The sequence below is a fragment of the Streptomyces sp. NBC_01618 genome (assembly GCF_045209435.1).
Classification (GTDB): domain Bacteria; phylum Actinomycetota; class Actinomycetes; order Streptomycetales; family Streptomycetaceae; genus Streptomyces.
Genome location: NZ_CP109297.1, coordinates 330,095 through 355,803, shown reverse-complemented (window position 1 = coordinate 355,803; position 25,709 = coordinate 330,095). Strand labels below are relative to the sequence as shown.

Annotated in this window: 22 protein-coding genes and 1 pseudogene; 17 read left to right on the top strand and 6 right to left on the bottom strand. The window is 69.8% G+C overall.

What is annotated here, in order from left to right; genetic code table 11:
* Nucleotides 1–5: 5 nt before the first annotated feature.
* Nucleotides 6–1,505, top strand: coding sequence for an acyl-CoA synthetase (locus tag OH735_RS01635; RefSeq protein WP_406378784.1), 1,500 nt, complete (start codon nucleotides 6–8; stop codon nucleotides 1,503–1,505).
* A 134-nt stretch (nucleotides 1,506–1,639) separates the two neighbouring features.
* Here OH735_RS01635 and paaK read toward each other — a convergent pair whose 3' ends face one another.
* Together paaK and OH735_RS01625 are read right to left on the bottom strand one after the other, a co-directional pair.
* The gene (gene paaK / locus OH735_RS01630; protein ID WP_406378782.1) at nucleotides 1,640–2,929 is read right to left on the bottom strand and encodes a phenylacetate--CoA ligase PaaK; all 1,290 of its coding nucleotides are present in this window, start codon (nucleotides 2,927–2,929) and stop codon (nucleotides 1,640–1,642) included.
* 335 nt (nucleotides 2,930–3,264) lie between these two features.
* Nucleotides 3,265–4,968, bottom strand: a complete 1,704-nt coding sequence (locus tag OH735_RS01625; RefSeq protein ID WP_406378780.1) for an FAD-dependent monooxygenase — start codon at nucleotides 4,966–4,968, stop codon at nucleotides 3,265–3,267.
* Between the two features lie 191 nt (nucleotides 4,969–5,159).
* Between OH735_RS01625 and OH735_RS01620 the strand changes: the two genes are divergently transcribed.
* From OH735_RS01620 to OH735_RS01590, 7 genes are all read left to right on the top strand, one after another.
* On the top strand, nucleotides 5,160–6,281 hold the full coding sequence (locus tag OH735_RS01620; RefSeq protein ID WP_406378779.1) for a SchA/CurD-like domain-containing protein: 1,122 nt from the start codon (nucleotides 5,160–5,162) through the stop codon (nucleotides 6,279–6,281).
* 76 nt (nucleotides 6,282–6,357) lie between these two features.
* Nucleotides 6,358–6,828, top strand: coding sequence for a cupin domain-containing protein (locus OH735_RS01615; protein WP_389997512.1), 471 nt, complete (start codon nucleotides 6,358–6,360; stop codon nucleotides 6,826–6,828).
* A complete protein-coding gene (locus tag OH735_RS01610) occupies nucleotides 6,825–8,093 on the top strand; it encodes a beta-ketoacyl-[acyl-carrier-protein] synthase family protein (RefSeq protein ID WP_406378777.1) in 1,269 nt (422 codons plus the stop codon). Before OH735_RS01615 ends, OH735_RS01610 begins: the two co-directional genes overlap by 4 nt.
* Nucleotides 8,090–9,340: a ketosynthase chain-length factor gene (locus OH735_RS01605; RefSeq protein WP_406378775.1), complete on the top strand. Its 1,251-nt coding sequence runs from the start codon at nucleotides 8,090–8,092 to the stop codon at nucleotides 9,338–9,340. The genes OH735_RS01610 and OH735_RS01605 overlap by 4 nt, the downstream gene beginning before the upstream one ends.
* 15 nt (nucleotides 9,341–9,355) lie before the next feature.
* The gene (locus OH735_RS01600) at nucleotides 9,356–9,613 is read left to right on the top strand and encodes a phosphopantetheine-binding protein (RefSeq protein ID WP_406378773.1); all 258 of its coding nucleotides are present in this window, start codon (nucleotides 9,356–9,358) and stop codon (nucleotides 9,611–9,613) included.
* 1 nt (nucleotide 9,614) lies between these two features.
* Entirely contained in the window at nucleotides 9,615–10,094 is a 480-nt protein-coding gene (locus tag OH735_RS01595) for an SRPBCC family protein (RefSeq protein WP_406378771.1), read from the top strand.
* A gap of 82 nt (nucleotides 10,095–10,176) precedes the next feature.
* Nucleotides 10,177–10,509 (top strand): TcmI family type II polyketide cyclase, encoded by a 333-nt coding sequence (locus OH735_RS01590; RefSeq protein WP_406378769.1) that lies wholly within the window; start codon nucleotides 10,177–10,179, stop codon nucleotides 10,507–10,509.
* 77 nt (nucleotides 10,510–10,586) lie between these two features.
* On the opposite strand, the gene OH735_RS01585 is transcribed toward OH735_RS01590, so the two are convergent.
* The 3 genes from OH735_RS01585 to OH735_RS01575 form a co-directional block, all read right to left on the bottom strand.
* Entirely contained in the window at nucleotides 10,587–11,675 is a 1,089-nt protein-coding gene (locus OH735_RS01585) for a methyltransferase (protein ID WP_406378767.1), read from the bottom strand.
* Nucleotides 11,676–11,709: 34 nt separating this feature from the next.
* A complete protein-coding gene (locus tag OH735_RS01580) occupies nucleotides 11,710–12,777 on the bottom strand; it encodes a nitrous oxide reductase family maturation protein NosD (protein WP_406378765.1) in 1,068 nt (355 codons plus the stop codon).
* A 349-nt stretch (nucleotides 12,778–13,126) separates the two neighbouring features.
* Nucleotides 13,127–14,755, bottom strand: coding sequence for an acyl-CoA synthetase (locus OH735_RS01575; protein ID WP_406386362.1), 1,629 nt, complete (start codon nucleotides 14,753–14,755; stop codon nucleotides 13,127–13,129).
* A 167-nt stretch (nucleotides 14,756–14,922) separates the two neighbouring features.
* Between OH735_RS01575 and OH735_RS01570 the strand changes: the two genes are divergently transcribed.
* From OH735_RS01570 to OH735_RS01535, 8 genes and pseudogenes are all read left to right on the top strand, one after another.
* Entirely contained in the window at nucleotides 14,923–15,723 is an 801-nt protein-coding gene (locus OH735_RS01570; RefSeq protein ID WP_406378764.1) for a crotonase/enoyl-CoA hydratase family protein, read from the top strand.
* Nucleotides 15,724–15,738: 15 nt separating this feature from the next.
* Complete coding sequence (locus OH735_RS01565) at nucleotides 15,739–16,683, top strand: Zn-ribbon domain-containing OB-fold protein (RefSeq protein ID WP_406378762.1); 945 nt, start codon at nucleotides 15,739–15,741, stop codon at nucleotides 16,681–16,683.
* Complete coding sequence (locus tag OH735_RS01560; protein WP_406378760.1) at nucleotides 16,684–17,739, top strand: thiolase domain-containing protein; 1,056 nt, start codon at nucleotides 16,684–16,686, stop codon at nucleotides 17,737–17,739. It begins immediately after the preceding gene.
* Complete coding sequence (locus tag OH735_RS01555; protein WP_406378759.1) at nucleotides 17,732–18,898, top strand: thiolase domain-containing protein; 1,167 nt, start codon at nucleotides 17,732–17,734, stop codon at nucleotides 18,896–18,898. Before OH735_RS01560 ends, OH735_RS01555 begins: the two co-directional genes overlap by 8 nt.
* A 102-nt stretch (nucleotides 18,899–19,000) precedes the next feature.
* Complete coding sequence (locus tag OH735_RS01550) at nucleotides 19,001–19,243, top strand: DUF397 domain-containing protein (RefSeq protein WP_406378757.1); 243 nt, start codon at nucleotides 19,001–19,003, stop codon at nucleotides 19,241–19,243.
* Nucleotides 19,244–19,755: 512 nt separating this feature from the next.
* Complete coding sequence (locus OH735_RS01545; RefSeq protein ID WP_406386361.1) at nucleotides 19,756–20,157, top strand: ACT domain-containing protein; 402 nt, start codon at nucleotides 19,756–19,758, stop codon at nucleotides 20,155–20,157.
* A gap of 127 nt (nucleotides 20,158–20,284) precedes the next feature.
* Nucleotides 20,285–20,785, top strand: coding sequence for a hypothetical protein (locus tag OH735_RS01540; protein WP_018550733.1), 501 nt, complete (start codon nucleotides 20,285–20,287; stop codon nucleotides 20,783–20,785).
* Between the two features lie 46 nt (nucleotides 20,786–20,831).
* Nucleotides 20,832–21,611: pseudogene (locus OH735_RS01535) on the top strand (glycosyl hydrolase family 95 catalytic domain-containing protein); the annotation flags it as partial.
* On the opposite strand, the gene OH735_RS01530 reads toward OH735_RS01535, so the two are convergent.
* On the bottom strand, nucleotides 21,587–23,800 hold the full coding sequence (locus tag OH735_RS01530; RefSeq protein ID WP_406378756.1) for a germacradienol/geosmin synthase: 2,214 nt from the start codon (nucleotides 23,798–23,800) through the stop codon (nucleotides 21,587–21,589). The pseudogene OH735_RS01535 and the gene OH735_RS01530 sit on opposite strands and share 25 nt — an antisense overlap.
* 384 nt (nucleotides 23,801–24,184) lie before the next feature.
* Between OH735_RS01530 and OH735_RS01525 the strand changes: the two genes are divergently transcribed.
* The gene (locus OH735_RS01525; protein WP_406378754.1) at nucleotides 24,185–25,516 is read left to right on the top strand and encodes an N-acetylmuramoyl-L-alanine amidase; all 1,332 of its coding nucleotides are present in this window, start codon (nucleotides 24,185–24,187) and stop codon (nucleotides 25,514–25,516) included.
* The last annotated feature ends 193 nt before the right edge of the window (nucleotides 25,517–25,709 follow it).

Genomic DNA, 25,709 nt, shown 5'->3' with positions numbered 1-25,709 from the left:
ACGCCATGACAGGTGTACGGAGCAGCACAGTCGACGGCGTCGTGGCGCGCAGCGCCCGGCGAACCCCCGAGCGGACCGCCCTGCGGTACGCGGACCGGACCTGGACCTACGCGGAACTCGACGCCGCCGTCAGCACCGGGGCAGCGGTCCTCACCGGCGAGCACGGGCTGCGCCCCGGCGACCGCGTCGCCTCTTACGCGCACAACTCCGACGCGTATCTGATCGGCTTTCTCGCCTGTGCCCGTGCGGGCCTGGTCCATGTGCCGGTCAACCAGAACCTCACCGGCGACGACCTCACGTACCTCCTCGAACAGTCCGGCAGCACCCTCGTCCTCACCGACCCGGACCTCGCCGGCCGTATTCCGGCCGCGTTCCCGGTACGCGTGCTGCGCGACGCGCCGGGCTCGTTCCTCGACGCCACCGCCACCCCGCGCCCCTTCACCCCGGAGCGGGAACCGGCCGCGGAAGATCTCGTGCAACTGCTCTACACCTCGGGCACCACCGCGCTCCCCAAGGGCGCGATGATGACCCACGGCGCGCTCGTCCACGAGTACGTCAGCGCGATCACGGCGCTCGACCTGCGCGCCACCGACCTGCCCGTCCACTCACTGCCGCTCTACCACTCCGCGCAGATGCACGTGTTCCTGCTGCCCGCTCTCGCGGTCGGCGCACAGAACATCATCCTCGACGCACCCGACGCGGACCGGATCTTCGACCTCGTCGAAACGGGGCAGGCCGACAGCGTCTTCGCCCCGCCCACCGTATGGATCGGCATCTCTCAGCACCCCGGATTCACCACCCGGGACCTCGACGGACTGCGCAAGGCGTACTACGGCGCGTCGATCATGCCCGTACCCGTACTGGAACGGCTCCGCGACCGGCTGCCCGCGCTCGCCTTCTACAACTGCTTCGGGCAGAGCGAGATCGGACCGCTCGCCACCGTCCTCGGACCGGACGAGCACGAGGGCCGGATGGACTCCTGCGGCAGGCCCGTCCTCTTCGTCGAGGCCCGGGTCGTCGACGAGGACGGCAAGGAGGTCCCCGACGGCACGGCCGGTGAAGTGGTCTACCGCTCGCCCCAGTTGTGCGACGGCTACTGGGACAAGCCCGAGGAGACCGCAGAGGCGTTCCGCGACGGCTGGTTCCACTCCGGTGATCTGGCCGTGCGCGACGCGGAGGGCTTCCTCACCGTCGTCGACCGGGTGAAGGACGTCATCAACTCCGGTGGTGTCCTCGTCGCCTCCCGCCAGGTCGAGGACGCCCTCTACACCCATCCCGCAGTCGCCGAGGTCGCGGTCGTCGGCCTGCCCGACGACCGCTGGATCGAGGCCGTCACGGCCGTCGTCGTCCTGCGCGGCGAAGCGACACCGGCCGAACTCATCGGCCACGCCCGCGAGCGGCTCGCCCCTTTCAAGGCCCCGAAGCAGGTCCTGTTCGTGGCCGAACTGCCCCGCAACGCGAGCGGAAAGATCCTCAAGCGGGAACTGCGCGACCGGTTCGCGTAGGGGATCCTGCACGTGTCGTGCGGGGCACCCGCCGACGTGGCGGTCCGGCCCCGGCAGCACGCCACCGGAGCGAACGGGCCGCGCCGTTGCGGCACGTGTCCCACTCCCCGGCACGAACCGGACCAGAAGGCGCCCTATCGGTCGCCGCGCTCGTCCACGATCCGCTTGATCTTGCCGACCGACCTCTCCAGCGTCCCGGGGTCGACGATCTCGACCCCGACCGACACCCCGATCCCGTCCTTGACGGCCGCCGTGATCGACACCGCGGCGGCCGTCCGCTGCTCCGTCGTGGCCCCCGCCCGGGCCTCCACCCGTACGGTCAGGGCGTCGAGGCGGCCCTCGCGGGTCAGCCGCAGCTGGAAGTGCGGTGCGAGCCCCGGCGTACGCAGCACGATCTCCTCGATCTGGCTCGGGAAGAGATTCACCCCGCGCAGGATCACCAGATCGTCGCTGCGCCCCGTCACCTTCTGCATCCGCCGGAACACCCGCGCCGTGCCCGGCAGCAGCCGGGTCAGGTCCCTCGTCCGGTAACGGATCACCGGCATGGCTTCCTTGGTGAGCGAGGTGAACACCAGCTCGCCCTCCTCGCCCTCCGGCAGCACCTCACCGGTGAACGGGTCGACGACCTCCGGATAGAAGTGGTCCTCCCAGATGTGCAGCCCGTCCTTGGTCTCCACGCACTCCTGCGCGACACCGGGCCCCATCACCTCCGACAGTCCGTAGATGTCGACCGCGTCGATCGCGAACCTCTCCTCGATCTCGCGCCGCATCTCCTCCGTCCACGGCTCGGCACCGAAGATCCCGACCTTCAGGGAGGTCGTCCGCGGATCGACGCCCTGCCGCTCGAACTCGTCGAGAAGCGTCAGCATGTACGACGGGGTCACCATGATGATCTCGGGCCGGAAGTCCTGGATCAGCTGGACCTGACGGGCCGTCATGCCTCCGGAGGCGGGAATGACCGTGCAGCCGAGCCGTTCCGCTCCGTAGTGCGCACCCAGGCCGCCGGTGAACAGCCCGTATCCGTAAGCGACATGGACCTTCTGCCCGGGGCGGCCGCCGGCCGCCCTGATCGAGCGGGCGACCATGTCCGCCCAGGTGTCCAGGTCCCGCTCGGTGTAACCGACGACGGTCGGCCGGCCGGTCGTCCCGCTGGACGCGTGGATCCTGCGCACGCGCTCCTCGGGGACGGCGAACATGCCGAAGGGGTAGTTGTCGCGTAGATCGGCCTTGGTCGTGAAGGGGAAGCGGGCAAGATCGGCGAGCGTACGGCAGTCGTCCGGGCGCAGACCTGCCTTGTCGAACGCGGCCCGGTAATGGCCGACGTTCTCGTACGCGTGGTGCAGCGTGGCCCGCAACCGCTCCAGCTGGAGTGCCTCCAGCTCGTCCCGGCCTATTCGTTCCGCCGCGTCCAGCAGAGGCATCATCCGGATTTCCCCTTCCGAGCAGTCGACCGATCGTTCGGTCGACCTTTCGGTAGTAGTAATTCAGGATGTTCCGTCTCCTGGCAAGAGGGGTGGCGCACACCATCCCTCCCGGCAACTCTCCGTGACGTGGATACGTGGCGTATGTGCCGGTCTTCCACGCGTACGACGGGACCGGTCCCGTCGTACGCCATCGACCTGCGTGGCACCGGGGGCTCCGCGGTGCCGGACGACCCGGCACCCGGGCCGTCATCATCGACGTCACCGGCCGGGACCGGGCGGCACACGGCTCGCGTACCGGGTGCGGGGTGATCCGTTCCCCGACGGCTACCGGGCGCTCACGACCGGTGCAGCAGCGAGGTCAGGACCTCCCGGAGCGTGGCCTCGGCATCGGCCACCGGCCCCGTCGACCGCCAGGCCACGAAGCCGTCGGGACGCACCAGGACCGCGCCTTCGGGGGTCGTACCGTGGAGCTCCGCCCAGTCGGCCCCGTTCTCCGGTTCCAGATCGGCTCCCGGGCCGATGCCGTAAGCCTGAAGTCGTACCGACAGCCCGTCGGCGACCCGGGCCGCCGCCCGCCGCCACACCAGGTCCTCACCGTCCGTGAGCAGCACGAAGGTGTGCTCGTACAGATCCAGCGTGGACTTGCGCTCACCGTCCTGACGGACCCACAGATGCGGTGAGCGGCTGCCTGGTTGACCGTTCAGCTGCATTCCCTGCGGCACCACCGGCTGTCCCGGATCGGCGCCCAGCACGGCACCACGGACATAGCGGTAGCCCAGTGCCACGGTGAGCATCCCGCCCTGCTTCCCGCCGCCCACACCTGGCGCCGCGGCGTATCCCGGGTGGCTGTGCTCGCTGGAACGCGCCGAGGCCCGCGCGCTCGTCGCCTGCGCCACCGGCAGCCGCTCCGCCTCGTAGGTGTCCAGCAGACCCGGGCCCGCCTCGCCCTTCAGCACGGCGGCGAGCTTCCACGCCAGGTTGTGCGCGTCCTGGATACCGGTGTTGGAGCCGAACGCCCCGGTGGGCGACATCTCGTGGGCCGAGTCCCCGGCGAGGAAGACCCTGCCGGACGAGTACCGCTCCGCGACCCGCTCCGCGGCGTGCCACGGGGCCCTGCCGGTGATCTCGATGTCGATCCCCGGAGCACCGACCGCCGTACGGATGTGCTCGGCGACCCGCTCGTCGGTGAAGTCCTCGAGGGTTTCCCCGAGTTGGGGCTGCCACGGCGCGTGGAACACCCACTCCTTCTCATTGTCGACCGGCAACAGGGCACCGTCCGCTGCGGGGTTGGTCAGATAGCAGACGATGAAGCGCCGGTCGCCCAGCACATCGGCGAGCTGCCGGGAACGGAAGGTGATGCTCACGTTGTGGAAGAGGTCGCCGGGCCCCGTACGGCCGATGCGCAGCTGCTCACGGATGGGGCTGCGCGGCCCGTCGGCCGCGACGAGGTAGTCGGCGCGCACACTGATGTGCTCCCCGGTTTCCCGGTTCTTGAGTGCCGCGTCCACCCCCGACCCGTCCTGGTCGAAGCTCTGCATCTCGGTGGAGAACCGCAGGTCACCGCCCTGTTTGCGGGCCAGCTCCACCAGTACGGGTTCCAGGTCGTTCTGGCTGCACAGGCACCAGCCGCTCGGGCTGAAACGGGCGAGCCCGCCGCCCGGGTCGATCTCCTTGAACAGCCACTCCTGGTCGTCGCCGGTGAGCGAACCGGCCTGCAGAATCCCGTGATTGTCGGCGAGTACCGACGCTGCTTCCCGGATGCCCGGCTCGGCACCCGCCGTACGGAACACCTCCATCGTGCGCACGTTGTTGCCGCGTCCGCGCGGGTGGGTCGAGGTGGACCGGTGCTTCTCGACCAGCAGGTGCTCAATGCCGAGCCGGCCGAGGAAAAGTGAGGTGGACAGGCCCACCAGGGAGCCGCCCACGATGAGGACCGGTACGCGAATGTCGACGTTCTCGTTCATCAGTTGCTCCAGCTCGGACGCTGTTCGGTTGCCTTGTTCCATGCCCTCGCCGGAGCGGTTCGGACGGTCGCTCACCTGAACGGTTCATAAATCTCGCGCCACCCGGACCAGCGTTTCACGATCGGTCACGGAGACGATGCCCGCGGTCACGGGGGCGGACCGCTCACATCCGCCGGGAGAGTCCCTGCTCCGAACCACTCGCCAACCGACGGTCGACGGCATGCCACCGGGCTTGTCCACGACACCGTCTCGAAGGAGACCGAAAGATGACCACCACCCTCTCGGAACGGATCTCCCAGTCCGCCTTCGACGGTTCCAGGCTGCGGGTCGTCCTGCTGCTGGACCTGTACGACGGGGCCCAGAAGGAGTTCCTGGAGGCGTATGAGCACCTGCGTAATCAGGTGGCATCCGTCCCCGGGCACATCAGCGACCAGCTGTGCCAGTCCATCGAAAACCCCTCGCAGTGGCTGATCACGAGCGAATGGGAGAGCGCACCGCCGTTCCTCGCCTGGGTGAACAGCGAGGAGCATGTGGCGACGGTGCAGCCGCTGCACAACTGCGTGCGCGACACCCGTTCGCTGCGCTTCAGCGTCCTGCGGGAGACCGGGAAGTCGTTCGAGATGGCGCCCGAGACGGCCAAGGGCAGGCTGCAGGCGTCGCCCCGTCTCGGCGACGGGGTGGTGCGCCACGCGCTGACTTTCACCGTCAAGCCCGGCACCGAGGACATCGTGGCGAAGATCCTGGCCGACTACGACTCCCCGAATGCTCGTGTCGACGAAGACACCCGATTGCGCCGCACTTCGCTCTTCATGCACGGAAACCGCGTGGTGCGGGCGGTCGAGGTCGAGGGCGACCTCCTCGCGGCCCTGCGCCACGTCGCCCGGCAGCCCGAGGTCAGGGCCGTCGAAGAGGCCATCAACCCGTATCTGGAGCAGGACCGGGACCTCAGCGACCCGGACTCCGCCCGGATGTTCTTCACCCGGGCGGCGCTCCCCACCGTCCATCACGTCACCGCTGGCCGGCACAAGGCCGAGGACGTCCGCCGGCACGCGCTCTTCTACCAGGCCAAGGAGGGCTGCGGCATGGCACTCGCCCGGCTGCTCGCCGGCCACGACGAGGAGGCCGCCGACGACCCCGCGAGCATCATCGACAGCAGCACCATCTTCCAGCGCGACGACGTCGTCGTCCGCCTCCTCGAAGCAATCGAACCGATCGACGCGCAGTCCGCTCAGGCGGTCGGCATCGACGGCCCCGGCAAGGTGGCCAGGCTCGGACGTCTCCTCGACGGCGGCGCGAAGGCCGTGCCCACGAACGACCAGGGGATCTCGCACTTCCTCGCAGAGTCCGAGATGACCCTGATCACCGATCGGCGGGCCATGGAGTCCTGAACCGCGCATCCGCACCCTGGGGGGTTCTCGCTCAACCCGTCAATACAACGCGCAATGCGCCAGGAGGAAAGCAGTCATGACCATGCACCGGCCACGCATCGTGGACCTCAGCGAGACGCAGCCCAACCGCAGGCGCGGAGGCGACCTTCGTGCCATGCTCACGCCGACAGCGGTGGGAGCCACCAGCGGCTTCATGGGGCTGGCCATCGTTCAGCCCGGCGACCGCATCGGCGAGCACTACCACCCGTACTCCGAGGAATTCGTGTACGTCGTGAACGGTCTCCTGGAGGTGGATCTGGATGGTGAACCGCACAGGATGCGGCCCGACCAGGGCCTGCTGATCCCTCCCCATGTACGCCACCGGTTCCGCAACGTCGGCGACGTCGAGGCACGCATGGTCTTCCATCTCGGCCCGCTCGCCCCGCGCCCGGAACTCGGCCACGTCGACACCGAGCACACCGAGTCCGCCGAGCACGCCCCGTCCGCCGAGCACACACGGTCCGCCGGACGCGTCGCGCCGCCGGAACGAACGGAGGCCGCCTCATGACCCGCCGCGTGGGGGTCACCGGTGTCGGCGTCGTGGCCCCCGGCGGCATCGGCGCACCGGCCTTCTGGGACCTCCTCGCGAACGGACGCACCGCGACCCGTGGCATCACGCTCTTCGACCCGGCCGGCTTCCGGTCCCGGATCGCCGCCGAGTGCGACTTCGACCCGGCAGCGCACGGACTGGACGCGGACCAGGTCGCCAGGTCCGACCGGTACGTCCAGTTCGCGATGGTGGCCGCCAGGGAGGCCCTCGGCGACGCGGGACTCGACCCGGAGAAGGTGGACCCCTGGCGCATGGGGGTGTCGCTGGGCACCGCGGTCGGCGGCACCACCCGACTGGAGCACGACTACGTCGCCGTCAGTGGCAGCGGCGCCCGCTGGGACGTCGACCACCGGCCGGCCGGCCCGCACCTGGAGCGGGCCTTCTCACCCAGCTCCCTCGCCTCGGCGGTGGCCGAACAGGTCGGCGCGCACGGCCCGGTGCAGACCGTCTCCACGGGCTGCACCTCCGGCCTGGACGCGATCGGGTACGCCTTCCAGTCCATCGAGGAGGGCCGCGTCGACGTCTGCGTCGCCGGGGCGTCCGACTCACCGATCACCCCGATCACGGTGGCGTGCTTCGACGCGATCAAGGCCACCTCGGCGAACAACGACGATCCGGAGCACGCCTCCCGGCCGTTCGACTCCCGCCGCGACGGCTTCGTCATGGGCGAGGGCGGAGCGGTGCTCGTCCTGGAGGAGCTGGAGCACGCCCGCGCCCGCGGCGCGACCGTCTACTGCGAGATCTCGGGCTATGCCACCTTCGGCAACGCCTACCACATGACCGGGCTGACCCCCGAGGGGCTGGAGATGGCCGAGGCGATCAACCGGGCGCTCGGTCACGCCCGGATAGACGGCTCGCAGATCGACTACGTCAACGCACACGGCTCGGGCACCAAGCAGAACGACCGGCACGAGACTGCGGCCGTGAAGCGGGCACTGGGCGCGCACGCCTACGACGTACCGATGAGTTCCATCAAGTCCATGGTCGGCCACTCGCTGGGGGCGATCGGGGCCATAGAGATCGCGGCCTGCGTACTCGCCCTGGTCCACCAGACGGTACCGCCGACCGCGAACTACGAGAGCCCGGACCCGGAGTGCGACCTCGACTACGTGCCGCGCACCGCACGTCCCCTGAAGCTGCGCAGCGTCCTCTCGGTCGGCAGTGGATTCGGTGGCTTCCAGTCCGCGGTGGCCCTGACGAGAACAGGTGGGAGGACACCATGAGAACCCGAAAAGCCCGGCGCACCGTCGTCACCGGCATCGGTGTCGTCGCCCCCAACGGAACCAACACCGAGGCCTTCTGGAAGAGGACGCACGAAGGGATCAGCGTCCTCGACCGGGTGACCCGCGAGGGGTGCGAGCACCTTCCGCTGCGGGTCGCGGGCGAGGTGCGGGGCTTCGAGGCGGTCGAGCTGATCGAAGAGCGCTTCATCGTCCAGACCGACCGGTTCACGCACTTCGCGATGGCCGCCGCGGACATCGCTCTGGACGACGCCCGACTGGGCCGCGCCGACTACGAGAACTCACCGTTCGACGTCGGCGTGGTGACCGCTGCCGGGTCCGGCGGCGGCGAATTCGGTCAGCGTGAACTCCAACGGCTGTGGGGACAGGGATCCAGCTACGTGGGCCCGTACCAGTCCATCGCCTGGTTCTATGCCGCCAGCACCGGCCAGATCTCGATCCGCGGCGGTTTCAAGGGGCCCTGCGCGGTCGTGGCCAGCGACGAGGCGGGCGGCCTGGACGCGCTCGCGCACGCCGCCCGGTCGATCCGCGGTGGGGCCGAAGCGGTGGTGGTCGGCGCGGCCGAGGCACCGCTGGCGCCCTACTCGGTCGTCTGCCAGCTCGGATACCAGGACCTGAGCTGCTGCGACGACCCCGCCCGCGCCTACCGGCCGTTCACCTCGGAAGCCTGCGGATTCGTGCCGGCCGAGGGCGGCGCCATGCTGGTGGTCGAGGAGGAGCAGTCGGCGCGCCGGCGCGGGGCCCGGGTAAGGGCCGAACTCGCCGGGCACGCCGCCACGTTCACCGGCGCGTCCAGGTGGGAGGAGTCCCGGGAGGGCCTCGCCCAGGCGATCACCGGCGCCCTGCGGGAGGCCGACTGCGCGCCGGACGAGATCGACGTCGTCTTCGCGGACGCCCTCGGCGTACCGGCGGCCGATCGCGCGGAAGCGCTCGCGATCGCCGACGCACTCGGCGCGCACGGCCGGCAGGTACCGGTGACGGCGCCCAAGACCGGCATCGGGCGCGCCTACTGCGGGGCGCCGGTGCTGGATGCGGCCGCGGCGGTGCTCTCCATGGAGCACGCGCTGATACCGCCCACGCCGAACGTCTTCGAGGTGTGCCATGACCTCGATGTCGTCACCGGCTGTGCGCGCCCCGCCGAGCTGCGGACGGCGCTGGTGCTCAGCCGCGGGCTCATGGGCTCGAACGCGGCGATGGTGCTGCGGCGCTCCACCGACACCCAATCGTGAGAAGGAGAAGTCCTCATGACCGATCGACTGACCTACGCGGAACTCGCCGTCCTGATGAAGAAGGGCGCCGGACTCACCGTGGACCCGCGCGACATGGAGAAGCGCCCCGGGTCCGCCTTCGACGAGTTCGGCCTCGACTCGCTGGGCCTGCTCGGCATCGTGGGCGTGCTGGAGAACCGGCACGGCCGACCGCTGCCGACCGACGCCGACCGCTGCAAGACCCCCCAGGAATTCCTGGACCTCGTCAACAACACCCTCATGCAAGGAGCCTGACGTGCCTGGACGCACCGAGAACGAGATCACCATCGCCGCCCCCCTGGACCTCGTCTGGGACGTGACCAACGATCTGGAGAACTGGCCGCGGCTGTTCAGCGAGTACGCCGCGGTCGAGGTCATCGAACGGGACGGCGACAGGACGAAGTTCCGCCTGACCATGCACCCCGACGAGAACGACAAGGTGTGGAGCTGGGTCTCCGAGCGGACCGTCGACCGCGCCGGCCGCACGGTCCAGGCCCGCCGGGTCGAGCCGGGCCCGTTCCAGCACATGAACATCCGGTGGGAGTACTCCGAGGTCCCCGGCGGTACGAAGATGCGCTGGACCCAGGAATTCGCGATGCGGCCCGACGCACCCGTCGACGACGCGTGGATGACCGACAACATCAACCGCAACTCCAAGGTCCAGATGGAGCTCATCCGGGACAAGATCGAGCAGCGTGCCCGGGAGCGCCGTACCGCCTCGGTATCGGCCCGCTGATCCGCCGTCCGCCCGCCCCACGCGGCCCGGCACCCCGCCGTCCGGCCGGGTGCCGGGCCGGGAACCAGAAAGGCATCCCACGATGCACCACGCTCTGATCGTCGCCCGGATGGCGCCGGGTTCGGCACCGGACATCGCCGAGTTGTTCGCGGCCTCCGACAGCACCGAACTGCCGCACCTCGTCGGCGTCACCAGGCGCAAGCTGTTCCAGTTCGGCGACGTCTACCTCCACCTGATCGAATCGGAACGCCCGCCGGGCCCCGAGATCGCCAAGGTGACGGAGCACCCGGAGTTCAAGAACATCAGCGAAAAGCTCACCGCATACGTGAGCGCGTACGACCCGGAGACCTGGCGCAGCCCCAAGGACGCCATGGCCCACGAGTTCTACCGGTGGGAGCGCGGCACCCCCGCTTGAGAACCGCTCGAGACGGAAAATCGCCCCGGTTCCGGCCGACTGGCCGGAACCGGGGCGATTTTCCGTCGTCCGCGGAATCAGTCGGGTACCACGCATTCGAAGGCGTGCAGGTAGGCGTTGACCGGCACGACGTCGCCGATAAGCAGACCGGCTTCGGAGATCCGGGTGACCAGGCTCTCCCTCGTGTGCTTCGCGCCGCCGACATTGAGGAGCAGCAGCAGGTCCATCGCGGTGGTGAACCGCATCGAGGGGGTGTCGTCGACGAGGTTCTCGATGACGACGACCCTGGCTCCCGGGCGGGCCGCGGCGATGACATTGCGCAGGGTCCTGCGCGTGCTGTCGTCGTCCCACTCCAGGATGTTCTTGATGATGTAGAGATCGGCCTCGACCGGGATGGCCTCGCGGCAGTCGCCGGCCACGATCCGGGTCCGGTCGACGAGAGGCCCCTCGTCCCGCAGCCGGGCGTCGGCCCGCGCCACCACACCGGGCAGATCCATCAGGGTGCCGTGGAGCGACGGGTGCTTCTCCAGCAGGCTCGCCAGTACGTGCCCCTGGCCGCCGCCGATGTCGGCGACCGCGGACACCCCGGTGAGGTCGAGGAGTTCGGCGACGTCCAGCGCGGACTGCATGCTGGAGGTCGTCATGGCCTGGTTGAAGACCTGGGCCGACTCGTGGGCATCCTGGTGGAGGTAGTCGAAGAAGCCCTTGCCGTGGACCTTTGCGAAGACGCTCCGGCCGGTACGCACCGCGTCGTCGAGGCGCGGCCAGACGTCCCAGGTCCAGGGCTCGGTGCACCACAGCGAGATGGAGCGCAGGCTGTTCGGGTCGTCCTCGCGCAGCAGGCGGGACATCTCGGTATGGGCGAAGTATCCGTCCGGGGTCTCGGTGAAGATCCCGTAGCAGGACAGGGCGCGCAGCAGCCGGCGCAGTGGCACCGGCTCGGCCTTCACCAGTGCGGCGAGCTCCTGCGCGGTCGCGGGTGTCTCGCCCAGTGCGTCGGCGACGCCCAGCCGGGCCGCGGCGCGCACCGCGGCGGCCCTGGCCGCCCCGAACACGATCTCGCGCAGCTGCATGGCCGGCTGAGGGGGTGCGACGGGGTGCGGGACGGCGACGTGGACGTGGGTCGATGCGGACGTGGGTGCGGGAGTGGGACTCACAGTGGTCATGCGGTATCGCTTCTCCTCGTGCGGGGTGCGCCGATCAGCACATCCCGGCCGGTGTGGACTTCGTGCAGACGTTTGCGGTGAACGTGTTGCCCTTGCCGGTGTCCCCGTTGGCCAGGTCGGCCGGCTTGTTGCCGAGCGCCACGTTGCCGCTGATGGTGTGGCCGGTGTTCTTTGTGCCCACGAAGCTCTTGAACAGCACGATGCCGCCCGAGAGCGGCGTGGCGCCGACGTTGTTGCTGATCGTGTTCGAGCGGACCCGGGTGTCCGCGGCGCCGGTGAGCACGATGCCGGAACCCTGGATGGCGGGCAGCCGTTCGGTCTTGGCGCAGTACTTGTTGTTGTCGTTGATCTGGTTGGACTGGATCGTCATGGCTCCGGCCTGCGGCCTGCCCTCGTCGCCCACGACGAACACACCGCTGCAGTTGGCGGTGAAGGTGTTGTTGTGGACCGAAAGGTTCCTGACGCGCCTGGCGGTGAAGCCGATCCGGTTGTCCGTGAGCGTGTTGTCCTGGAGCTCGGTGCCCCGGGTGTCGGTGGCGCCGCCCTCCTCGTCGACCGTGTTCGCGACGAAGATGCCGGCGTCGCCGTTGGCGCGGGCGATGTTGCCCGTGAACACACCACGGGTCGAGCGCTCCTGGGCGATGCCCCAGACGCCGTTGTGCTCGGAGATCACCCGCCGCACGGACAGCCGGTCCGTCCAGGAGGCCCAGACGCCGTTCTTCTTGAAGCCGGAGACGGTCAGCGAGTCGACGCTCACGCCGTCGACGGTCCGGCCCGCCCGGCCCAGGACGCAGACTCCGCTGCCGGTCTTCGCACAGGCGTCGACGGAGTGCGGGTTCTTCCCCGCCGGCCGGATCACGGTCCGGTCGCCGTAGCCGCGCAGGGTGAGGTTCGGTTTGGTGATCAGGACGGTCTCCCGGTACGTGCCGGGCATGACGACGACGGTGTCACCCGCCCGAGCGGCGTCCACCGCCTTCTGGATCGACTGGCCGGGCCGCACCACATGGGCGCTCGTGGCTGCTGCGGAGGGCATTGCCGCGCCGAGGCCGGCGGCGGAGACGACCGCGACCGGGACGAGGCTCTTGATGTGTCGTTTCCTCATGAGCCGAAGCTATGGGCGATTTCCCCCCTTTGCCACATAGGGTGAGCTGACGGGTACCCGGCGTTCCCGAATGGCTCAGAGCGACCGGCACATGGGGCCGCCCGTCAATTGCCGGTCGGTCTTACGCCCGGGCACGTCGTGTGGCGCAGGCGGGTGGACGCGCGGCGGCGCGCCCGGGTGATCCGGACCGGCGCCGTCGCGGCCTTGCGCGGGTGACCGGTCCGGCCGCCGTTCGCGTGTTTCCCGGGAATCCCGTCAGGCAGCCGTTCGGGTGTTCCCAGGGAATCTTGTCCGGCCGCCGTTCGGGTGCCCCTTCGTCCTCGGGCCCGCGGTGCCCGGCCGCTCGCTCTCAGCCCTCGGGGGTGCGCCGGGGCGCGACGACCGAGCGGGCCCACCGGTAGTCGGCCTTGCCGCTCGGCGAGCGCTGGATCTGCCCGGTGATCACCAGTCGGCGGGGGATCTTGTAGCCGGCCAGACGCGTCCGGCAGTGCGCCTGGACGTCGTCCAGCGAGGGCTCGGCCGCCCCCTCGCGCAGCTGCACCACCGCCGCGACATGGTTTCCCCACCGCTCGTCCGGCACCCCGGCGACCAGCGCGTCGTACACATCCGGATGGGCCTTCAGTGCCTCCTCGACCTCCTCGGGATACACCTTCTCGCCCCCGGTGTTGATGCACTGCGAGCCCCGGCCCAGGACCGTGACGATGCCGTCCGCGTCGACGGTCGCCATGTCGCCGAGCAGCACCCAGCGCTGACCGTCCCTGCTGAAGAACGTCTCCGCGGTCTTTCGCGGGTCGTTGTAGTACCCGAGCGGTACGTGGCCTCGCTGGGCGATCCGCCCGGGCTCACCCGGAGCCACCGGCTCGTACGTCACCGGATCGACCACCGCCGTACGGGAGTTGACCTGAAGCCGGAAGCCCTTCTCCGGACCCGAGTCGGCCGTCGCCGTACCGTTGAACCCGGACTCCGACGAGCCGAAGTTGTTCAGCAGCATCACCGTCGGCACCAGCGCCTGGAACTCCGCGCGCACCGAGTCCGACATGATCGCACCCGAGCTGGAGACGGAGAACAGCGACGAGCAGTCGGTGCCCTTCAGCGGCCCGCGCAGCGCGTCGATCAACGGGCGCAGCATCGCGTCGCCCACCAGGGACACACTGGTGACCTTCTCCTTCTCGATCGTACGGAGCACCTCCTCCGGTACGAACTTGCGGTGCACGACGACCCGTTGTCCGAAGTTGAAACCGATGAACGCGGTGAGCGTGGAAGTGCCGTGCATCAGCGGGGGAGTGGGGAAGAAGGTGATCCCGTCGCCACCGGCGGCCACCCGCTCGGCCAGTTCCTGCGGGGTCTTCACCGGATCACCGGTCGGCGCACCGCCGCCGAGGCCGGAGAAGAAGAGATCCTCCTGACGCCACATCACGCCCTTGGGCATTCCGGTGGTGCCGCCGGTGTAGATGATGAACTGGTCGTCGGCCGAGCGTGGCGGAAAGCCGCGCTCCGGGCTCCCGGCCGCCTCGGCGTCCTTGAACGCCACGGCATCCGGACCGTGTACGCCTGTCACCCACGCCCCCACCCGGATCAGGTGACGGAGCGTCGGAGCCTTCGGTGCGGCGGCCGCGACCCGGACGTCGAACTCGGCGTCGAAGACCAGCGCCACGAGATCCGCGTCCCGGTAGAGGTAGGCCAACTCCTCTTCGACATAGCGGTAATTGACATTCACCGGAACGATGCGGGCCTTGAGGCAGGCCAGCACCGTCTGGAGATACTCGACGCCGTTGTAGAGGTGCAGCCCGAGATGCCGGCCCGGAGCGACGCCCGCCTCGATCAGATGGTGCGCGATGCGGTTGGCCGCCGCGTCCAGCTCCGCGTACGTCAGCCGGCGCTCCGCACCGGTACCGGGATGGTCGAGGTAGACGAGCGCCTCGCGTTCCGGGACCGCGTCGACGACCGACTCGAACAGGTCGGCAAGGTTGTAGTCCACCATTCCTCCTGACCCCGGATGCTGACTGGCCCGGCGGTCATTAGAGCGCCGGGAGGCGCAAGTGGGAAGAGGGGCCGCCGAAGAAATCTGACTGGCTGTCAGAAAACTATTGAACTGGACCCCCTCCTACTGCAACCTGTTCTAGGTCTTGAGACGGGAGGCAGGCAATGGGTGGTACGGAACACCTCACCGTGCGGCGCGAGGGCGCCACGCTGGTGCTCACCTTGAACAGGCCGGAGGCGAAGAACGCCCTCTCGCTGCCGATGCTGGTGGGGCTGTACGACGGCTGGCTGGCGGCGGACGAGGACGACACGGTCCGCTCCGTCGTCCTCACCGGCGCGGGCGGCTGCTTCTGCGCGGGCATGGACCTCAAAGCCCTGGCGGGCAAGGGGATGGCGGGCGAGCAGTACCGCGACCGGATGACCGCCGATCCCGATCTGCACTGGAAGGCGATGCTGCGCCACCACCGCCCCCGCAAACCGGTCATCGCCGCCGTCGAGGGCCACTGCGTCGCGGGCGGCACGGAGATCCTCCAGGGAACCGACATCCGGATCGCCGGGGCGGGCGCCACCTTCGGGCTCTTCGAGGTCAAGCGCGGCCTCTTCCCCATCGGCGGGTCGACGGTACGGCTGCCGCGCCAGATCGCCCGCACCCACGCGCTCGAAATGCTCCTCACCGGACGCCCGTACAGCGCCGAGGAGGCCGCCGCCATCGGACTGATCGGCCGGGTCGTCCCCGACGGCACCGCCCTGGAACAAGCCCTCGAAGTCGCCGAGCGGATCAACGCCTGCGGGCCGCTCGCCGTCGAAGCCGTCAAGGCGTCCGTGTACGAGACCGCCGAGCTGACCGAGACCGAGGGGCTCGCCGCGGAGCTGAAACGCGGCTGGCCGATCTTCGCCACCGACGACGCCAAGGAAGGCGCCCGCGCCTTCGCCGAGAAGCGCCCGCCCGCCTACCGGCGAGCCTGAGCCAAGGAGGCAACCGTGCCCGACATCCTCAGCGCACCGCTGGTGGTCGAATTCCCCTTCACCCGCTCCCTCGGACCGGTCCAGAGCGCCTTCCTCACCGGGCTGCGCGCACGCACCGTCCTCGGCGTCCGGACCGGCGACGGAAAAATCCTCGTCCCGCCCGTCGAGTACGACCCCGTCACCGCGCAGGAGCTCCGCGAGCTGACCGAGGTCGCCGCCACCGGCACGGTCACCACCTGGGCCTGGAACCCCGCCCCGCGCCGCGGCCAGCCCCTCGGCACCCCCTTCGCCTGGGTTCTCGTCCGGCTCGACGGCGCCGACACCGCCCTGCTGCACGCCCTGGACGCGCCCGGCCCGGAAGCCGTCCGCACCGGCATGCGGGTACGGATCCGCTGGGCCCCCGAACGGACCGGCGCCATCACGGACATCGCCTGCTTCGAACCGTACGACGACGGCAGGACCGGCCGATCCGTCCCGCACAGCGGCGAGTTCGACGACCCCGTCACCGGCATCGTCACCCCCGCCCGCCTCGACTACCGCTACACCCCCGGCCGCGCCCAGAGCGCCTACCTCGGCGCTCTCTTTGCGCAACGCGTCGTCGGGGAGCGCTGCCCGTCCTGCACCAAGGTGTACGTGCCGCCCCGCGGCGCCTGCCCCACCTGCGGGGTCGCCACCGCCGAACAGGTCGAGGTCGGACCGCGCGGCACGGTGACCACGTACTGCATCGTCAACATCAAGGCGAAGAATCTCGACATCGAAGTCCCCTACGTCTACGCGCACATCGCCCTCGACGGCGCCGACCTCGCACTGCACGCGCGGATCGGCGGAATCCCGTACGACCAGGTACGCATGGGTCTGCGGGTCGAACCCGTCTGGACCGAGGGCGAACGGCACCCCGACCACTACCGGCCGACCGGCGAACCGGACGCCGACTACGACGTGTACAAGGAGTTGCTGTAGATGCGAGACGTGGCGATCGTCGCCTTCGCGCAGACGGACCACCGCAGGCGCACCGACGAACTCTCCGAAGTCGAGATGCTGATGCCCGTCCTCCACCAGGTCCTCGACGCGACCGGTCTGCGGGCGAGCGACATCGGCTTCACCTGCTCCGGCTCCAGCGACTACCTCGCGGGCCGCGCCTTCTCCTTCACCATGGCGCTCGACGGCGTCGGCGCGTACCCGCCGATCTCCGAGTCCCACGTGGAGATGGACGGCGCCTGGGCGCTGTACGAGGCCTGGGTGAAGATCCGGACGGGCCAGGCCGACACCGCCCTCGTCTACTCGTACGGAAAGTCCTCGCCCGGCTCGGTGCGCGACGTGCTCACCCGCCAGCTCGACCCGTACTACGTCGGCCCGCTCTGGCCGGACTCCGTCGCCCTCGCCGCGCTCCAGGCGCAGGCGCTGATCGACGCGGGCGACACCGACGAGGCCGCCCTCGCCTCGATCGCCGCCCGCAGCCGCGCCGCCGCCGTGGACAACCCGCACGCCCAGCTCGCCGGCCCGGTACCGGCCGGCGAGTACGTCGTACAGCCGCTGCGCACGGGGGACTGCCCGCCGGTCGGCGACGGCGCTGCTGCCGTGATCCTCGCCGCCGACGACACCGCACGGGCCCTGTGCGCCCGCCCCGCCTGGATCCGCGGGATCGACCACCGCATCGAGGCCCACAGCCTCGGCGTCCGCGAGCTGACCGAATCACCCTCCACCCGGCTCGCCGCGACCCGCGCCGGGGCCTTCGAACGGCCCGTGGACACCGCGGAGTTGCATGCCCCGTTCACCTCCCAGGAGGTGGTGCTGCGCAAGGCGCTCCGGCTCGACGACAGCGTCACCGCCGTCAACCCGTCCGGCGGCGCGCTCGCCGCCAACCCCGTCATGGCCGCCGGACTGATCCGCCTCGGCGAGGCCGCGGCCCGCATCCACCGCGGCGAGTCCGACCGGGCGCTCGCCCACGCCACCTCCGGGCCCTGTCTGCAGCAGAACCTGGTCGCCGTACTCGAAGGGGAGAGCGCTCATGTCTGAGGAGCCCGTGGCCGTCGTCGGCATCGGCCAGACGAAACACGTCTCCGCCCGCCGGGACGTCTCCCTCGCCGGACTCGTCCGCGAGGCCGCCGTCCGCGCGCTGGAGGACGCCGGACTGACCTGGGCGGACATCGACGCCGTCGTCATCGGCAAGGCACCCGACTTCTTCGAGGGCCTGATGATGCCGGAGCTCTACCTCGCCGACGCCCTCGGCGCGGTCGGTAAACCCATGCTCCGGGTGCACACCGCGGGCTCGGTCGGCGGTTCCACCGCACTCGTCGCCGCCAACCTGGTCTCCGCACGGGTGCACCGCACCGTCCTCACGCTCGCCTTCGAGAAGCAGTCCGAATCCAATGCCATGTGGGGCCTCTCGCTGCCGATCCCGTTCCAGCAGCCGCTGCTGGCCGGAGCGGGCGGCTTCTTCGCCCCGCACGTCCGGGCGTACATGCGCCGCACCGGGGCGCCCGACACGATCGGCTCGCTCGTCGCGTACAAGGACCGCCGCAACGCGCTCAGGAACCCGTACGCGCACATCCAGGACCCGGACATCACCCTGGAGAAGGTCCAGTCCGCCCCGATGCTCTGGGACCCCATCCGCTACTCGGAGACCTGCCCGTCCTCCGACGGGGCCTGCGCGATGATCCTCACCGACCGTGCCGGAGCGGACCGTTCGCCGCACCCGCCCGCCTGGGTCCACGGCGGCGCGATGCGCAGCGAACCCATACTCTTCGCGGGCAAGGACTTCGTGTCGCCGCGGGCGGGCAAGGACTGCGCCGCCGATGTGTACCGGCAGGCGGGGATCAGCGACCCGCGACGGGAGATCGACGCCGTCGAGATGTACGTGCCGTTCTCCTGGTACGAGCCCATGTGGCTGGAGAACCTCGGCTTCGCCGAGGAGGGCGAGGGCTGGAAACTCACCGAATCCGGCGTCACCGGACTCGACGGCGACCTGCCGGTGAATCCCTCGGGCGGGGTGCTCTCCACCAATCCCATCGGCGCCTCCGGCATGATCCGCTTCGCCGAAGCCGCGCTGCAGGTACGGGGCCAGGCGGGCGAGCACCAGGTGGCGGGGGCGCGAAAGGCGCTCGGCCACGCCTACGGCGGCGGGGCGCAGTTCTTCTCCATGTGGCTGGTCGGAGCCGAGCCTCCCACCGGCTGACCACGGGCCGTCCCGGGCCGCAGGGAGTCCGTCACGCGGCCTGTCCCGGGCGGCCCGGGGTGGCTACGATTTGGCCCGGGACGACAAGTGGGAGGAGCCGATGTGGCGGAGAGCACCACGACGCGACAGCCCTTCGCGGGCTGGGACAAGCCGGACCTGGATCTCAGCAACGCGGACTGGCGGTCGGGCAGTCAGGGCGCGGGCGATGTCCAGATCGCCTTCGTCGAGGGATTCATCGCGATGCGCAACGCCGGCAAACCCGGCAGCCCTCCGCTGATCTTCACCCCGGCCGAATGGCGGGCCTTCGTGGTGAACGCCCGCGACGGGGAATTCGACCTCGCCTGAGCGTCGTAGGAACCTCGCCCGAGCGGCGTGGAAGCTTCGCCTGAGCGTCGTAGGAACCTCGCCCGAGCGGCGTGGAAGCTTCGCCTGAGCGTCGTAGGAACCTCGCCCGAGCGGCGTGGAAGCTTCGCCTGAGCGTCGTAGGAACCTCGCCCGAGCGGCGTGGAAGCTTCGCCTGAGCGTCGTAGGAACCTCGCCCGAGCGGCGTGGAAGCTTCGCCCGAGCGTAGTAGGAACCTCGCCCGAGCGGCGTGGAAGCTTCGCCCGAGCGGCGTGGAATCCTCTCCTGAGCATCGTGGAAGCCTCGCCTCAGCGTCGTAGGAGAAGCCGTATGGTTGCTGCGCGCCGCCGTCCGGGCGCTCTACGCGTCCGCCGTCCGCCCCGGTGAGCCCGGCCCCGCGGAAGGGAACGCGCTCAAGGAACACCCTCGCCGGTGGTCGTGCGTACTGTCGTGCGGCAACCGCGCCCGGGGCGCCCGTCACCATGAGTGGCACCGCACCCAGTAGCGTGGTGATCATGATCGGCGAGCGCGACCTTCGGACCCTGCTGAGCGGTATGCGGCCGCAACTGAACCCCGGCCGCTACGTCTTCACGACCGTGCCGGGCGAAGCCGTGCCCACCCGGGTGACTCCGGTCGTCACCGTCACCGAACCCGAGGGCGTGACCCTCGTCCTGCCGGAGGCGGAGGCCGACGAGGCGGGGCTGACGCACGAATACACCGCGGGCTGGATCACGCTGCGTGTCCACTCGTCCCTGGACGCGGTCGGACTCACCGCTGCCGTGTCCCTGGCGCTCGCCGACGTGGGGCTGAGCTGCAACGTGGTCGCCGGCTTCCACCACGACCATCTCTTCGTCCCGTACGACCGGGCGGCCGAAGCCGTCGACGTGCTGGAAACCCTGGCCGCCGAATCGGCCTGAGGCGCCGCCGCGGCGCCCCCGGAGCCGGACCCGGGGGCCCGCCGGAGCCCGGCCGGCGGACCCGCGGGCGCCCCCGCCTGCGCGGACCCGGCTCCGCAACGTGAGCCCGGACACGTAACATGTCTGCATGTCCTTCCTCCGCCGCCGTAGCGCCGCCACACCCGCGGGCCCCGACTTCGACGTCCTGGCCATGGACCCGGGAGACTGGCCCGGAAATCTCGGCGCCGGTCTGCTGCCCGCGCCCGACGGGAGCTGTCAGGGCGTCTTCCTGCGCTACGACCTGTTCGGCGGCCGCGGCCCCGCGATGATCATCGGCAATCTCCCGGAAGGCTCGCCCGCCCGCGAGACCGAGGAGGGGCAGGTCCCGTTCGAGGTCGCCCAGCTGCTGCTCGCGCTGGAGAACGACGAACCGGTCGAGGTCACCGGCACCGAGGACATGCCCGTGATGCAGGGCGACAACCTGCTGATCGTCCGCCGCGTCAAGCTCTCCGAGAGCCGGATCTCCTGCGTCCAGTTCGACCGCAGCGACGGCGTGCTCGTGACCATCGCCAGCTGGGACCGGCCGATCACCGATGATCTGTACACCCTGCTGAAGCCCTTGCCCGCCGAGCTGTTCCAGCAGGGCTGAACCGCCCCCTCGCCGGCCGCCCCGATGCGTTGGGCGGTCGCGGGACACTCCCAGCTACTCTCCCGAGCACGGCGACTTCACCGCCGGTGCCGCGATGTCCCAGCAGATCGTCCACGACCTCCTGACCAACACCCTGGAGGCCGCCCGCACCCTCGGCGACGCACCCGCCTTCCGCAGCCGCCTGGAAACGGCCCTCGACCGGCTCGACCCCGGGCTGCGGATCGGGTCCTGGGGCCAGCTCCAGGAATGGAAGGCCGACCGGGACGACCCGGCCGACACCCACCGTCACGTTTCGCACCTCTTCGGCCTCCACCCCGGCCGTCAGATCGAGCCCGGCAACGAGTGGGCCGAAGCGGCCAAGGTCTCCCTCGGCGCCCGCGGCGACGGCGGCACCGGCTGGTCCAAGGCATGGAAGATCAACTTCTGGGCGCGGCTGCGCGACGGCGACCACGCCCACAAGATGCTCGCCGAACAGCTGAAGAACTCCACCCTGCCCAACCTCTGGGACACCCATCCGCCGTTCCAGATCGACGGCAACTTCGGTGCCACCTCGGGCATCGCCGAGATGCTGATGCAGAGCCAGCACGACGCCGTCGAGATCCTCCCGGCCCTCCCGGCGAGCTGGCCGGACGGATCGGTACGCGGTCTGCGCGCCCGGGGTGGCTTCACCGTCGACATCGAATGGGCAGCGGGGCAGGCCCGCCGTGTGGTGATCACGGCGAGCCGCAGCCGCGAAGTGACCGTCCGCAGCACGCTGTTCGCGAGCGGCGAGAAGGTCTTCAAGGCACGCGCGGGCGGGCGCTACACGCTGGTCGCCGAAGGCTGAGCGAACAGCGCGGTCACCCGCGCCGCCGAGACGCCGAGCCCCGTGGGACCGCTGAGGTGCCACGGGGTGCCGGTGCCCCGCCGCAGATCCTGCTCGCGGTAGCGCCGGCAGTCCCGGTGCCAGATCAGGATCCCCGCGATCCAGTGCTTGAGCTCCAGTACATACCCGGCCAGGATCTCCCGCGCCTGGGCGTCCAGCCCGAAGTCGTCGTACAGCACCGGGAGTTCCTGCTCGGCGACATGCAGGAACTGCCGCAGTCGCGATTTCATCAGATCGTGCACGATCGCCACCCCGGTCGGATAGTCCACCCCGAAGAAGTTCTGCACGACCAGGACGCCGTTGTGCACCTCACCCTCGTACTCGATTTCCTTCTGGTACGAGAACAGGTCGTTGAGCAGGCACGCGTAGTCCGACGCCGCGTTCTCCAGCGAGCGCAGCGGACCGTTGTGGTAGATCTCCTCCGGCACCTTCCTGCCGTGGCCCAGTCGGCACAGACTCATGGTGAGGTCGGAGCCGAACGTCTTGCGCCGCATCTCGATGTAGTCCACCGGGTCCGGAATGCGGTTCTGCACCTGGTTCGACAGCTCCCACACCCAGCTCGCGGTCATCTCCTCGACGGCCGTCCGGAAGGCGCGGCGCCCGCTCGCGTCCATCGGTGCCGAGGTTTTCGCCCAGAGATCCGCCAGCCCCCGCTCCAGTGCGTTGACCGGCTCGGGCGTCCCGGAACCATCCAGCGGCATGAACAGCGACAGCCGTTCGTTGGCGAGCTTGGCCCCCGCCAGGTCACGCGCCCGCCCGTGCACCACCGGGAACCAGTCGTCGCCGTACGTTCCCCAGGCCAGCCACTGCGAGGACAGATCCAGCTCGTCCGGTGTCGCGTCCGGGTGCAGTCCCGCCGCGCACAGCGGCAGGTCGGTCGCGACCAGCCGCTCCTCGTCCCAGATGTGCGAACCCGGCACTCCCGGCTGCGCCTGGAGGATTCCCGTGCGCCGGGCCCAGTCGACGATCCGCACCCGCGCCCCGTCCAGATGCGGGCTGAGCGTCGTACCGAAGGGCAGCTCGAAATCGGGCAGCAGGGACGGGCCGACATGCTGGTACGGCACATGGGTGTGGCTGCGCAGCCGGGCCGACTCCGAGCGGGGGGTCCGCCGGATCGAGGCCGCCGCCATGCCGAAACCGAGAGCGGTTTCATCGGCCCCGCCGCCGTTCATGTAGCGGCTGGAACGCATGTGCCACTCATGACCGCCCGACTGCCAGTCCTGCAACCCCTTGACGTACGCCAGAACCGCCGCGGTGTCCGCCGGATCGAGCCCCTTCTCGGCGCAGAGCGGACCGAGTTCGGTGAGCGCCGTGTTCTCGAACTGCTGCAGCCGCGACGTCAGCAGGTCGTTCACCGCGTCGGCGGCCTCCTGCGTGGAGCAGCCGAGGAAGTGCTCAAGGACCAGCACACCATTGCTGTTCTCACCCTCGTCCTCGACCTCCCGCTGGTACGAGAAGAGGTCGTTGCGCAGATGGACGCCGTCGGAGAAGGCGTCCCGCAGCACGCGCAGCGCACGCTCCCCGGCCACCGACTCCGGGACCTCCGCGCCCGCCGCGTACTCCACGAGACCCGCCGACCACGGGGCGCCGCCCACCTTGCGGCGCATCTCGATGTACTCGACGGGGTTCGCGATGCGCCCCTCGGTGATGTTGGCGAGCTCCCACAGCGACTCGTTGAGCAGGTTCTTCGTAGCCTCGGCGAACCGGATCCGCCAGGCGTCGGACATGCTCGGCACCGTCCGCGTCCACAGATCGGCCAGACCCGCCTCGACCGGATTGGTCGGCTCCGGCATCGGAGCCCCTCGGTCCATCGGCATGAACGCCGGCAACCGGTCCAGATACCGCTTCCCGCCCTCACGGTCGGGGGTGCGCTTGAACAGCTCCAGGAAGTAGTCGTCGAAGAAGAAGACCCACACGTACCAGTCCGTGACCAGCGAGAGCGCCTCGGACGAGCAGTCGGGGTGGGTGTACGCGCACAGCAGCGCGTAGTCGTGGGAGTCGAGGTCCTTCTCCTCCCAGATACCCGAACCCTCCAGCATCCCTATGCTGCGCGCCCACTTCTTGGTGTGCGTTCGCGCCGCGTCGACATGGGCATTGAGCCGCGCCGGATACGGAACGTAGAAGTCCGGCAGGGTGAAGGGCTGAGCCATGTGCGTCCGGCCTTTCATAGATCTCCGTGCGTACGCCGCACGGACCGGTGGTGTCCGCGCGAGCACTACCCTTCGGCCGTTCGGGGCACGCACATCCAGAATTAGTCACACAAAAAGTGCGCTCGTTCGTGGTGCGCCACCGCATTCCGCGGGCCGGCCGGCGGTTCGTAGAACCCGGGTAACGAGGCGCCGCCAACGGCCGGTTGCTACTTTCCGGCCGCAGGTCAGACACCCTGCCAGTGGTCTGGTCCACTGGCTCGACGCACGGCCCCCACGGAACCCTTGACGCGCCATCACCTCAGGTCAGAGAGTGACCGCGCACGGCGGAACAATGAGATCGGATCACGCACGGCTCCATCACGCACGGCTCCAAGAAGGGTTGTCATGACGTCCAAGCAGAGGACCGGACTCGCACTCGCGCTGACCACGGTCGGTGCACTGAGCATGGCACTGCTCAGTCCCGCGGCGCAGGCCGGCGCGGACGGGGTGCGGCCGGAATGCCCGCGCGGCCTCGAATGCGACTGGGTACCGGCGGCCTACCAGCAGACGGGTGCCCCGGCCGACAAGGAGACGTACGGGAACTACGACACCTCGGACCGGCCGCACACCAACAAGATCAGATTCATTGTTCTGCACGACACCGAGGAAGACTTCGACACCACCCTGAAGATCTTCCAGAACCCGCTGAGACAGGCATCGGCCCACTACGTGGTGCGCTCGGACGACGGCCATGTCACGCAGATGGTCAAGGGCAAGGACGTCGCCTGGCAGGCGGGCAACTGGTACGTCAACAGCCACTCCATCGGCATCGAACAGGAGGGCGTCGCCGTCGAGGGCGCCCAGTGGTACACCCCCGAGATGTACCGCTCGACCGCCAAACTGGTGCGCTACCTCGCCGCCAAGTACGACATCCCGCTCGATCGCCAGCACATCATCGGCCACGACGGTGTGCCGCCCACCAGCGCCGCGGGCACCAAGAACATGCACTGGGACCCGGGCACGTACTGGGACTGGAACCACTTCATGACGCTGCTCGGCAAGCCCACCGTGCCGAGCGCCCCGAAGAGCAGCGAACTCATCACCGTCAGCCCGGACTTCAAGCAGAACAAGCAGGCCTTCCGCGACTGCGAGAAGGGCGTCGACCTGCCGGTCCAGGGCTCCAGCGCCGTCCCGCTGCACACCGCACCGTCCGCCGACGCGCCGCTCTTCTCCGACCCGGGCCTGCACACCAACGGCTCGCCCGGCACGAACTGCGCCGCCGACTGGGGCAGCAAGATCAGCGCCACCCAGCAGGCCGTAGTCGCGGACCACGCCCCCGGCTGGACGGCGATCTGGTGGTACGGCCAGAAGGCCTGGTTCCAGACCCCGGCCCACACCCGGACCACCACGCCCACCTCCGGCTACGTGGTCAAGCCGAAGGCCGACCGTACGGAGGTGCCGGTGTACGGAGTGGCGTACCCGGAGAAGTCCGAGTACCCCGCGGACTTCGCGGACCGGCGGGTGGGCTCGCCACTGCAGTACACCATCAAGGCCGGCCAGTCCTACCCCGGCGGCGGTGAGGCACCCACGGGCTTCTTCTACGCCCCGACGATCGACGCCTCGAACCCGCTCGACCACACGTACTTCCAGGGCAAGGAGAAGTACGTGACGGTGCAGATCGGTCACCGGGTCGCCTTCGTGAAGGCGTCCGACGTGGACATCGTGCGCGCGCACTGAGACCGGCCTCGGGACTGGTGGGCTCGCATGTTGAGGTGTCGCGTATTTAATGACTGCGGAGGAGTTCAGTCACTCAGCGTGTGCTTCGCTCTCTGATGCGGCTGCGATGTGGCGACTTGAGAAAGGGTGGCGCGCCCACACCCTCCACCTAGCCAGCCTCGCTGTCAGCGTTCTGTGTCATTATGCGGACGCG

Coding starts and splice junctions, on each gene's coding strand:
- OH735_RS01635 (WP_406378784.1), top strand. CDS start 6: ATGACAGGTGTACGGAGCAGCACAGTCGACGGCGTCGTGGCGCGCAGC.
- paaK (WP_406378782.1), bottom strand. CDS start 2,929: ATGATGCCTCTGCTGGACGCGGCGGAACGAATAGGCCGGGACGAGCTG.
- OH735_RS01620 (WP_406378779.1), top strand. CDS start 5,160: ATGACCACCACCCTCTCGGAACGGATCTCCCAGTCCGCCTTCGACGGT.
- OH735_RS01615 (WP_389997512.1), top strand. CDS start 6,358: ATGACCATGCACCGGCCACGCATCGTGGACCTCAGCGAGACGCAGCCC.
- OH735_RS01610 (WP_406378777.1), top strand. CDS start 6,825: ATGACCCGCCGCGTGGGGGTCACCGGTGTCGGCGTCGTGGCCCCCGGC.
- OH735_RS01605 (WP_406378775.1), top strand. CDS start 8,090: ATGAGAACCCGAAAAGCCCGGCGCACCGTCGTCACCGGCATCGGTGTC.
- OH735_RS01600 (WP_406378773.1), top strand. CDS start 9,356: ATGACCGATCGACTGACCTACGCGGAACTCGCCGTCCTGATGAAGAAG.
- OH735_RS01590 (WP_406378769.1), top strand. CDS start 10,177: ATGCACCACGCTCTGATCGTCGCCCGGATGGCGCCGGGTTCGGCACCG.
- OH735_RS01585 (WP_406378767.1), bottom strand. CDS start 11,675: ATGACCACTGTGAGTCCCACTCCCGCACCCACGTCCGCATCGACCCAC.
- OH735_RS01580 (WP_406378765.1), bottom strand. CDS start 12,777: ATGAGGAAACGACACATCAAGAGCCTCGTCCCGGTCGCGGTCGTCTCC.
- OH735_RS01570 (WP_406378764.1), top strand. CDS start 14,923: ATGGGTGGTACGGAACACCTCACCGTGCGGCGCGAGGGCGCCACGCTG.
- OH735_RS01560 (WP_406378760.1), top strand. CDS start 16,684: ATGCGAGACGTGGCGATCGTCGCCTTCGCGCAGACGGACCACCGCAGG.
- OH735_RS01555 (WP_406378759.1), top strand. CDS start 17,732: ATGTCTGAGGAGCCCGTGGCCGTCGTCGGCATCGGCCAGACGAAACAC.
- OH735_RS01545 (WP_406386361.1), top strand. CDS start 19,756: ATGATCGGCGAGCGCGACCTTCGGACCCTGCTGAGCGGTATGCGGCCG.
- OH735_RS01540 (WP_018550733.1), top strand. CDS start 20,285: ATGTCCTTCCTCCGCCGCCGTAGCGCCGCCACACCCGCGGGCCCCGAC.
- OH735_RS01530 (WP_406378756.1), bottom strand. CDS start 23,800: ATGGCTCAGCCCTTCACCCTGCCGGACTTCTACGTTCCGTATCCGGCG.
- OH735_RS01525 (WP_406378754.1), top strand. CDS start 24,185: ATGACGTCCAAGCAGAGGACCGGACTCGCACTCGCGCTGACCACGGTC.